The 9,972-nt window shown below is 45.4% G+C and carries 9 protein-coding genes; 2 read left to right on the forward strand and 7 right to left on the reverse strand.

Going from position 1 to position 9,972, the window contains the following annotated elements; genetic code table 11:
* Nucleotides 1–399 precede the first annotated feature (399 nt).
* Entirely contained in the window at nt 400–1,617 is a 1,218-nt protein-coding gene (locus tag AC805_RS11480; RefSeq protein ID WP_055075567.1) for a DUF4336 domain-containing protein, read from the forward strand.
* Between the two features lie 111 nt (nt 1,618–1,728).
* The gene (locus AC805_RS11485; protein WP_055075568.1) at nt 1,729–3,363 is read left to right on the forward strand and encodes an alpha-D-glucose phosphate-specific phosphoglucomutase; all 1,635 of its coding nucleotides are present in this window, start codon (nt 1,729–1,731) and stop codon (nt 3,361–3,363) included.
* A 45-nt stretch (nt 3,364–3,408) separates the two neighbouring features.
* Here AC805_RS11485 and AC805_RS11490 read toward each other — a convergent pair whose 3' ends face one another.
* From AC805_RS11490 to AC805_RS11520, 7 genes are all read right to left on the reverse strand, one after another.
* The gene (locus tag AC805_RS11490) at nt 3,409–4,005 is read right to left on the reverse strand and encodes a molybdenum cofactor guanylyltransferase (RefSeq protein WP_055075569.1); all 597 of its coding nucleotides are present in this window, start codon (nt 4,003–4,005) and stop codon (nt 3,409–3,411) included.
* Between the two features lie 4 nt (nt 4,006–4,009).
* Nucleotides 4,010–4,951, reverse strand: a complete 942-nt coding sequence (locus AC805_RS11495) for an alpha/beta fold hydrolase (protein ID WP_055075570.1) — start codon at nt 4,949–4,951, stop codon at nt 4,010–4,012.
* 250 nt (nt 4,952–5,201) lie between these two features.
* Complete coding sequence (locus tag AC805_RS11500) at nt 5,202–5,975, reverse strand: hypothetical protein (RefSeq protein WP_055075571.1); 774 nt, start codon at nt 5,973–5,975, stop codon at nt 5,202–5,204.
* Nucleotides 5,976–6,029: 54 nt separating this feature from the next.
* The gene (locus tag AC805_RS11505; RefSeq protein ID WP_055075572.1) at nt 6,030–7,547 is read right to left on the reverse strand and encodes a peptidoglycan-binding domain-containing protein; all 1,518 of its coding nucleotides are present in this window, start codon (nt 7,545–7,547) and stop codon (nt 6,030–6,032) included.
* A 164-nt stretch (nt 7,548–7,711) separates the two neighbouring features.
* Entirely contained in the window at nt 7,712–8,491 is a 780-nt protein-coding gene (locus tag AC805_RS11510; RefSeq protein WP_055075573.1) for an ABC transporter ATP-binding protein, read from the reverse strand.
* A gap of 442 nt (nt 8,492–8,933) precedes the next feature.
* Nucleotides 8,934–9,566, reverse strand: a complete 633-nt coding sequence (locus AC805_RS11515) for an anti-sigma factor (RefSeq protein ID WP_055075574.1) — start codon at nt 9,564–9,566, stop codon at nt 8,934–8,936.
* On the reverse strand, nt 9,560–9,865 hold the full coding sequence (locus tag AC805_RS11520) for a sigma-70 family RNA polymerase sigma factor (RefSeq protein ID WP_055075575.1): 306 nt from the start codon (nt 9,863–9,865) through the stop codon (nt 9,560–9,562). The genes AC805_RS11515 and AC805_RS11520 overlap by 7 nt, the downstream gene beginning before the upstream one ends.
* Nucleotides 9,866–9,972 lie beyond the last annotated feature (107 nt).

The raw sequence follows: 9,972 nt of genomic DNA on the forward strand, positions 1-9,972 counted from the left end.
GTTGCTAAAGTCGAAGCCTCTTACAACTCATTTAGGATTGCTATATCTCCATTGCTTTTCTAATAAGTAGCTAGGCATAATTAAAAACCAAAACCAGAGAGCATACCGCCCGCGCAGCGGGCGGTATGCTCTTCTGGGTTTTAAGTTTACTTATGCCTAGCTACTTATTATGAAAAAGAACGATAGATATTTGCTACTAAAAATCCAAGATATGAATAGCGCCGCTATTCATATCTTGGATTTTATGTCTTAAGCAGCACTTGCATTGCTACAGAAAAGCATCAATGAAAAGCATCAATCTTGACATCGGAGAGGCGCAATAATTTAACGAAAATTTGATTGGTGTTGGCGATCGCATTATGATATTTACGTTAGAAGTTATGACTGAGCAAGAGTTTGATGACTGCCAAAGAAATACATAGCGAATCTGAGAATATTCCCAACAGTAAGGACTGGTCGTGGAAATTTTGGCAGGTCGTGCCGCTGTATCCCTACGGAAGAAGGCGTACTCTTCGCCAAGAAATAGTCAAAGATTCGATCTGGACCTTCGATCAGATACAGGGGATTTTTTATGTAGTCGTGCCGATTCGCATGACGGTGGTAAAGCTAGAAACGGGAGGATTATTAGTATATGCACCCGTTGCCCCAACACCCGAATGCATTCGCCTCGTTAACGAGCTGGTGAACGAGCATGGCGATGTCAAATACATCATTTTGCCAACGGTTTCAGGAATCGAGCATAAGGTTTTTGTTGGTCCCTTTGCTCGCTATTTCCCTCAGGCTCAGGTTTACGTATCACCGCATCAATGGAGTTTTCCGCTGAATTTACCCTTGAGTTGGCTGGGGTTGCCTAGGAAACGCACCTCAATTTTGCCAGAAGATATTACGCAGAGTCCCTTTGCCAAGCAATTTGATTATGCAGTCCTCGGTTCGATTAATTTGGGATTAGGGAAATTTGCGGAGGTTGCTTTGTTTGATAAGCGATCGCAGACTTTGATGGTAACCGACACAATTGTATCCATCCCCGACCAGCCTCCCGAAATCCTCCAACTCGATCCCTATCCATTGCTATTCCATGCGCGAGATAGTGCGGCTGAGTCCATTGCCGATACGCCTATCAATCGGATGCGGGGGTGGCAACGTACGGCTCTATTCCTATTCTATTTCCGTCCGCAGGTGTTAGAAACGGTATCCTTTTGGCAATCATTGCTGGATATTACCAAAGCGCCAGAGCGATCGCGACAAGCTTTGTTTGGACTGTTTCCTTTTCGATGGCGAGAAAATTGGCGGCAAGCTTTTGAGAAGCTGCGCGGGAATGGACGTATTTTTGTTGCCCCGATTTTGCAAACCCTCATTCTCAATCGCGATCCCCAAGCCGTAATTAACTGGGCTGATAAGGTGGCTAGCTGGAATTTTGTCAGGATTGTTCCCTGTCATTTTGATAACGCGATCGCCGCTACGCCAAGCGAGTTTCGCCAAGCCTTTAGCTTTTTGGAAAAGAATCCCCAATATGCAGTTTCTGCGAGCTTGCCTGAAGAGGATTTTGCGGTTCTACAGCAAATCAATAATATCTTGCAGGGCAATCGCATTATTATCGGAGCCAAGGATAAGATCTAAAAACTAACATCAATGCTAACCAATGCCCCGTAAAATTAAAGCAAGCCTAAAGGTATGGGCATCTTCAGTGTTTTTAGATAATTTTTAGATAATTTGTAGCTTGTAAGTTTAATGAGCATAAAAGTCGTTTCCACCTCTCCATTTTCCGATCAGAAGCCCGGTACTTCTGGACTCAGAAAAAAAGTTACCGTTTTTCAAACAGCTAATTATCTCGAAAATTTCGTTCAATCAATATTTGATAGCCTAGAAGGATTTCAAGGACAAACTCTTGTAGTTGGCGGCGATGGACGCTATTACAACCGCCATGCGATCCAAGTAATCCTTAAAATGGCAGCAGCTAATGGTTTTGGCAAGATTCTCGTCGGACGTGGTGGTATTTTATCGACACCTGCTGCCTCCTGTGTGATCCGTAAATACGGTGCTTTTGGTGGCATCATTCTCTCCGCAAGCCATAATCCCGCAGGTAAAGACGGTGATTTTGGCATTAAGTACAACACTGGCAACGGGGGACCCGCTCCTGAGAAAATCACCGATGCCATTTACAACATCAGCAAAACCATTGCTGAGTACAAAATTTTAGAAGCTGACGATCTCGATCTGGATCGCATCGGTGAAACCCAACTCGGTAGCACCACGATCGCCGTTATCGATTCCGTTGCTGATTATGCCGAACTCATGGGCGAGCTATTTGATTTCGATCGCATTAAGTTATTACTCGCCTCCCCCACATTCCGCATTTGCTTTGATGGAATGCACGCGGTCACTGGTCCCTATGCGCAAGAAATTCTCGTCAATCGCTTAGGTGCTCCCGCTAGTTCTTTACAAAGTTGCATTCCCCTTGAAGACTTTGGTGATGGACATCCCGACCCCAACCTCGTCTATGCCCATGATTTAGTCGAAGTTCTCTATGGCGAAGATGCTCCTGATTTTGGTGCGGCTTCCGATGGCGATGGCGATCGCAATATGATTCTCGGAAGTAAATTTTTTGTCACTCCTAGCGATAGCTTGGCGATCCTCGCCGCCAATGCCCATCATGTTCCCGCGTATAAAGGCGGTTTGGCAGGCATTGCCCGTTCGATGCCCACCAGTCAAGCGCCCGATCGAGTCGCCGCACGTTTAGGCATCGAATGCTACGAAACACCCACGGGCTGGAAATTTTTTGGGAACTTACTAGATGCGGGTAAAGCAACCCTTTGCGGAGAGGAAAGCTTCGGTACTGGTTCCAATCACGTACGCGAAAAGGACGGACTTTGGGCGGTGCTCTTTTGGTTAAATGTGTTGGCAGCCCGCCAGCAATCTGTAGAAGCGATCGTTAAGGAACATTGGCAACTCTATGGACGGAACTTCTATTCTCGCCATGATTATGAGGGGGTCGATAGCGATCGCGCTAATACCCTGATTGACAATCTCCGCCACCAGTTTACCGATTTACCCAGCCAAAAATTTGGTAATTATGAAGTCGCTTTCTGCGATGACTTCAGCTATACCGATCCCGTCGATGGCAGTATCAGCAGTAAGCAGGGAATTCGGATCGGGTTTACCGATGGTTCTCGCATTGTATTTCGTCTATCGGGGACGGGGACTCAAGGCGCAACTCTTCGCCTCTATGTCGAGAGCTACGAACCAAATATTGCTAAACATTCCCTCGATACTCAAGAAGCGCTGAAGGAGTTAATTGAGATCGCCGATCAAATTGCCCAGATCAAGAACTTAACTGGACGCGATCGCCCCACGGTCATTACCTAAAAGATAAGTGGCGGCGCGAAGCGCCGCCACTTATCGATATTGCTGCTATAGGGAATAAAAATCCTTGGGACTATTGCAGTTAAATAACATCGATACGGGTGGACTGGCGATCTCGATTACTTCTCGATCGCTCAACCATTTTTGAAACGATCGCCCACCTGCGGCGATAAACTGTCTGAGCGAATCTTGGCTTTTCCGCCGATAGAAGCCACATAGGGGTTCCCATTGTTTGCAACCATTCTCATCGGCATAGCGAGGTAGATAGGCGATCGCATTGGGGGGTAAATGTTCTAATTGATTCGCCCAGTTCTGGAGAATATCCCCCTGAAGTCGCGGCAGATCGCAGGCAAGCAATAAATACCAATCCACAGGAACGGCGATCGCTTCTGTCCCTTGCCAAAAGCCAACTAGGGCTCCGTCAAATTGGCGATCTAGTACCACTGATAATTGGGGCAAATCTGTGGCGATCGCTTTTTGGTATTGCTCCTGACTCCTCGCCACGACATAACTTGAGTGGGCTACCTGTAAAGCGATGCGACAGGTTCTTAACAAGAGAGTTTCGCCATCAACTTCCAATAGAGCTTTATCTCTCCCCATCCTCGAACTTTTCCCACCCGCGAGGACGATCGCCACGATATTCATAGAGTTAATGTGGATAATTCATGGAGTCAGATGCGATAAACTGAAGAATTTCTTGGGCAGTAATTTCAGGACGTTCGAGATGGGGAACATGTCCGCTGCGATCGATCCAAACGAGTTTATTGTGGGGAATGGTTGATTGGAATTTTGCGGCATCTTTTGTACCGAGAATGCGATCGCGATCGCCCCAGAGAATGAGAGTTTCCTGTTTTAAGAAACGTAGCTGATCGGCAAAGGAACCGTAGCCACCACTTTTGGTAAAGGAGATCAGCGATTCGCTCCATCGAGGCATGGCGAGGTGTAAGGATGCACAAACTTCCGCATCGGTGGTGACCAAACTAGAATCGACATAGGCCTTGAGGCTTACTTCACGGCGGACTTTGGGACTGCGCAGAAAATCCGTTGCCATCCGATCCAATGGTGGCACTAGAAATTTACCTGCCAGCGAACCTTTACGCATTCCCGCACTACCAATGAGAATCAATTTCTTCACAACTTCAGGATAGGTCAGGGTGAAGTCAATTGCTGCGGCTCCTCCCATCGATGCCCCCACGAGAACGATCGGTTGCGCGATCATGGTTTTCCAAAAATAATAGAGATGATCTTTGATCGCTTCAGGGCTAACTTGAGTATCGGCAAGACGTTCTGTTAAACCAAACCCAAATAAATCCATCGCCCAAGTTTGATGGCTATGGGCAAGCTTGGGGAGCAGTCTGCGAAATTCAAGGAGAGAGCTATCAAACCCGTGCAAAAGTAAAATTGGCGGCTCTCGATCGGGACTAGCTTGAGCATTTTTGACTCGATCCGCACAAACATAACTAGTTAAAATTATTTCACTGGTAAATGAGCTTGATACTAGGCAAAACTGGATTTTATCGACCAGTGATATCGAAGCAGTTTCGGTAAGTCGCGATCGCAGGTTACTAATTTCAGGTGGTAAATTTGACATTAATTCTCTAATTAGAAATCTTCATCATTATGGATTGGTCTAATTCCATCTATTCTATCTATTCTATAGCTATAGCAACTTAAGTCAGGACATCAAGCCCAATAGAGAGTTGCGGCGCGAAGCGCCGCAACTCTCTATTGGGCTTGATGTTTGTCCTAACATTTTTGAATTCAAAACTAAACCCAGAATTAAAGCCTGTAGCGCACGCTGCGCGTACGCTACAGGCTTTGGGCTTTATATTTAATTGTGCCTAGCTACTTATTTCATTATTTGTTGATAGGGGAAGGCTTACATCTAGTTTATTTAATTTATGGAGTTGCATTTTTACAAGGGTGGCTGCGGTAATCGTGGCATAGAGAGGAGAGAAGCCAAGAAAGAATAACCAAATCCCATACAAAGTGCCTTGACCCCGAAAAATTGGGATAATCGCGATCGGTAGAAATGCGATCAAAACGAAGTTCACCACGATCCATAGTAACGATCGACTCTTTAGAAACTGAATGTGGGATGGGCCACGAAACCGACCGTTCCACAGTACGAGCCATTGCAATATTCCGAGAAGGAGTCCTGCTAACACCACCCACAGGGAATTAGCCGCCAATATCGGAATGCGATCGAAGATATTACTTTCGACAAAGCCTCCATTAGCACTGATCGCAAAACCAAATTGGGCTGTATAGGCTAAGCTCGTTGCGGCGAAAGCAATCCAAGTCCAACTAAAGGTACTCGCCAAAATCCACCAAGCGGGAGATTTAAGAAAACGCCGCAAAACAACATATTGCATTAATCCTACAAAGGTACTTTCAACAATTGCACCAGATACGATACCTGTGGATACAGAACAGTTGAGACTACCAAAACCTGTATGACAAATACCCCTCTGTATGAGATGAGCGCTTAAAAAATGCACACCCGCCAAACAAGCAGCGATTCCAAACATACTGCCCATGAGAGTACCTACTAAGGTAGTAAGTACCCACCGCCACCATAGACCTACAGCAGATAAAGCGCGTTGTGTTTGCATTGTGTGTTTGAATAAATCGCTCGAACTCGAAGATCGCGATCGCCTAATAATTTTCTAGATTAGCTCTTCAGTGACAATCCTACGTAAAATCTCCGCCACTGTAGTAGCCATTCTCGCATCAATTTCTAACGACTCGCGCACGGGATCTTGAAGATCGAGGACAGCCCGTAAAGTCATATTCACCGAACGGAGTTTTGGCAAAGGTAGATCGTGGGACTGAGCAAGACGATCGACAAACTGGATACTGGCGGTATAGGTAAGTTCCGTTTGTCTACGTTGATCGCTATAGCCAAATCCCATTTTTGAGAACACGACAGGTTCACCGATGAAATAGGTCAATCCTAGGGCGGCGATCGCCGCATCGACATATCTTGCCGTATCCTGCCCCATGGCATTAATCAGGGTACTCAAGCTATGCCATTGCGCCGCAGGTAATCGATTGGTTGGCGGAATATGTCGATGCCAAGCGATCTGGGAAACGATACGGGTCAAGTCATAGGCAGATATCAAGTTGTCTCCGCGATGGGGATCTTTGACTCCACTCAGCACCGTCTGCCCTGAAGTATCACGTAGAGTGGGTTGCTCGATATAGGGGACTTCGCCATAACGTCCTTGAAATGAGAGTTTTTGGTTTCCAGTAATTTGGATCAGCCAATTTTGTAAGGTGATCGGATTCGTAAACTGCTTAAACATTGCCGCTAAGGCATTGGAGGTAATGCCATTGGACTCATCGTAATTACAAATGCGCTGGGCTAGTTCTGCGTAGGTACGCGGGGTGATTTTTCCCTGTACATCAGCGATCGCACAGTTAGCGATCGCTTGATTGGGCTGGGCTTGATTAGCCGCGCAAAGGGTATAGAGCAAAGGCAAGATTTTGGTGGAACTCCAAAACTGAACATTCGCTAGGGGATTTAGTCCAATCCAGCGCGCTAACATTTGTCCGTTAACGACACTACCGATACAAATGCAGGCTTGCTGAATGCTGCTATGGAGAAACTCTAAACCAAGATTTTCAATGTTGGGAACTTCACCGAGTGCGGGATAGGGGCGAAAACGAACACGCACCTGCGACTTTGCCAGCATGGCGACTTCACCGTAGGAAATCACATTTACGCCATCGGGTAAACTCGCAAGGCGATCGGGATAAAGCGCGATATCTTTGAGTAGCGGCGATGGGGCAAAGTTGCGATTTGGCAAGCTTCTCTTCGAGCCAGCTACACAGCCGTTCACCCCACGATCGAGAAATCCTAATAAATTTGAGTCTACCTGCCCCATGTTGACACAAATATTTTGGGAGTTGATAAACTTTTGCCAGAGGCGATCGCCATTACCCATGATTTCAAGTAAATATCTGACTACCGCAGGCATCTGGAGGAGGTTATTGGTAATCGCTTGCGAATTGGCATCCAAAATCGTATCGATGCTCAGGGCATTGGCAAACTGCACAAAGGCTGCCTCGGACAACTTGCCATAGGTGCCATCAATTTCACCATCGTATAGACCCAATTGCTGCAAATATGTCTGTGCTTTGGTCAATTCCTCAAACGAAAGCTTTACCTCAGTCCCTGCCATTGAATCCCTCTAAATAAAAAGCCTTGAATTTAAGCACTATGAAATAAGAACTACCAATATTCTATCGATAAGCATGGCGATCGCTATGTATAGCAACGTAAGTTTTGCTCAAAATAAAGATTAGTGGCGGCGCTTCGCGCCGCCACTAATCTTTATTTTGAGCCTTAGCTGGGCGGTAGTTTGCCAAAATTTCCCATACCTAAATACAACTCAGCAACTTCAGGATCGTTCAATAAATCCGTGCCTTTGCCTGTAAATTCATCCTTACCCAAATGCATAACATAGCCGCGATCGGCGATCGCTAGAGCCTTGCGGGCGTTTTGTTCTACTAAAATAATCGATGTGCCCGACTGATTAATAGTTTGAATTAAATTAAAAATATCCTGTACCAAAATCGGAGATAGGGCAGCTGAAGGTTCATCTAGGATCAATAGTTTGGGCTCTAGCATCATGGCTCTACCCATCGCGAGCATTTGTCGTTCCCCCCCTGAAAGGGTTCCTGCTCTTTGGTTGCGGCGTTTCGCTAGTACGGGAAAAGTCTCGTAGATTTTATCTTTTAGCTCCTTAATATTGCCATTGCGCGTATAAGCCCCCATATCTAAATTGTCGGAGATGCTCAGGGATGGAAAAACATTGGCAATTTGCGGAACATAGCTAATCCCATAGCGCACGATTTGTTCGGGTTTAAGCCCAATCAGCGGGCGATCGCCAAATAATATTTCCCCCGATCGCACTGGCACTAGACCAAATATGGTTTTGGCTAAGGTCGATTTCCCTGCCCCGTTGGAGCCGATTACCGTAACGAGTTCGCCTTCATAGACTGATAAATTTGCCCCTTGCAAAATATCTACGCCATCCACATATCCCGCCACAATATTTCTGGCTTCAAGTATGGGTTTTCCTGAAATTTGGCAATCTAGATCTGCAGAGTGACTGGGATTCATAATTGGGATTAAACGGCTGCAAGCTTTATATTACGCTAAATTATAGAAGTTCCTACGGATCGAATTGAGTAACCAATTTCCCAAAATCAATCCCCAAAATCAATCCCCAAAATCAATCCTCAAAATCAATCCTCAAAATCAATCCCCAGAAAATGAATATTTACAGCAATTTCCGATCAGACGAAGCACGAGAAATTTTTAAAAGTATTGCAAAGCGCTGTAGTTGAGGAACTTAACAAATATAGCTATAGCCAAATAAGTTAAGACATAAAACCCAGAAGAGTGTTGCGGCGCTTCGCGCCGCAACACTCTTCTGGGTTTTGTTTTTGTCCTAACATAACTGGCTACTGCTATATTCTCTTATAGGGCGATGCAAGTTTTGCTTAGGACATAGAACTCCAAAGATTAGTGGTGGTGCTTTACGCCGCCACTAATCTTTGGGCTATAGTTCACTCTGCATGACTACCGTTCCCTTCGGATAACGGCTTAAGGAAGAAGATTCTAACGTAACCAAAACAGCGGATATTCCATTGTCGTAAAGATCTACTGGCATGGCAAACTGTTGGGCGATTTTTCCTTGGGAAGTAATGTTTAGCTGTCCGCACGGGAGCTTGTCATTATCGACGATCGCCCATAATCGATAGGTATGACCATCAGGTGGATTGGGAAGATGAGGAATGGTCAGAATTCCTACTTGCCGATCTAAATTAACCACAAAACTACCTAAAGATTTGTCATTATTGACCTGTTTTAGGGCAAAAAGACGAGTTTTCGGTTGTTGTAACAGCGCTTCGATCTCGCTAGATGCTTTTAGGGCTTGCCGCAATTGATAATTATCTAGTCCCAATCCTAAAACTAATAACCCTATCGCCCCTGCCAAAATAGGTTTCCAAGGAAACCTACGAACGTGCTTCTCAGCCAATAAGTTTTGCCGCAATGATTTATATGCGGAATCGCGAATATTCGACCATAGGTAAGGAGGTGGATCGACCTCATTTAGACCTAAGATTAAGCGATCGTTTACTATTTGAAGCTCGTTTAAATTGCTGGTAACTTCAGGATATTCGATCAGCAATCGTTCGATTTGTCGATCACCCTGGTACGAGTCATGGTCACCAAATACCGAACAAAATATGAATGCTCGGGATTGGGTGGATGATTCCACAGGGCTAGAAAAATCTCTTGCACTAAATCTTCGGCATCTTGGGGAGTCTTTAAAGCCTTGAGCGCTATTCCATATACGACTCCACCATAACGCTGATATAACATCTCTAAGGCAGACATTTGTCGGTCTTTTAGGGAGCGTAAAAGATCTGTATCTTTCACTAGATAAGCCTTTGGCGATTGAGATTGGGAAAGATCGGGCTCATGCATTTATAGATAATTTAAATAAAAACTACAGCTTCGACTTCGCTCAGCTAGCTTACACCGAGGGCTGAGCGAAGTCGAAGCCCGTCTACAAGTTATTTAAAACAACTATA

This window comes from Pseudanabaena sp. 'Roaring Creek' (assembly GCF_001402795.1).
Lineage (GTDB): Bacteria > Cyanobacteriota > Cyanobacteriia > Pseudanabaenales > Pseudanabaenaceae > Pseudanabaena.

What these genes read in the sequence shown, in the direction of transcription:
- AC805_RS11480 (WP_055075567.1), top strand. Translation starts at nt 400, where the DNA reads ATGACTGCCAAAGAAATACATAGCGAATCTGAGAATATTCCCAACAGT.
- AC805_RS11485 (WP_055075568.1), top strand. Translation starts at nt 1,729, where the DNA reads ATGAGCATAAAAGTCGTTTCCACCTCTCCATTTTCCGATCAGAAGCCC.
- AC805_RS11490 (WP_055075569.1), bottom strand. Translation starts at nt 4,005, where the DNA reads ATGAATATCGTGGCGATCGTCCTCGCGGGTGGGAAAAGTTCGAGGATG.
- AC805_RS11495 (WP_055075570.1), bottom strand. Translation starts at nt 4,951, where the DNA reads ATGTCAAATTTACCACCTGAAATTAGTAACCTGCGATCGCGACTTACC.
- AC805_RS11500 (WP_055075571.1), bottom strand. Translation starts at nt 5,975, where the DNA reads ATGCAAACACAACGCGCTTTATCTGCTGTAGGTCTATGGTGGCGGTGG.
- AC805_RS11505 (WP_055075572.1), bottom strand. Translation starts at nt 7,547, where the DNA reads ATGGCAGGGACTGAGGTAAAGCTTTCGTTTGAGGAATTGACCAAAGCA.
- AC805_RS11510 (WP_055075573.1), bottom strand. Translation starts at nt 8,491, where the DNA reads ATGAATCCCAGTCACTCTGCAGATCTAGATTGCCAAATTTCAGGAAAA.
- AC805_RS11520 (WP_055075575.1), bottom strand. Translation starts at nt 9,865, where the DNA reads ATGCATGAGCCCGATCTTTCCCAATCTCAATCGCCAAAGGCTTATCTA.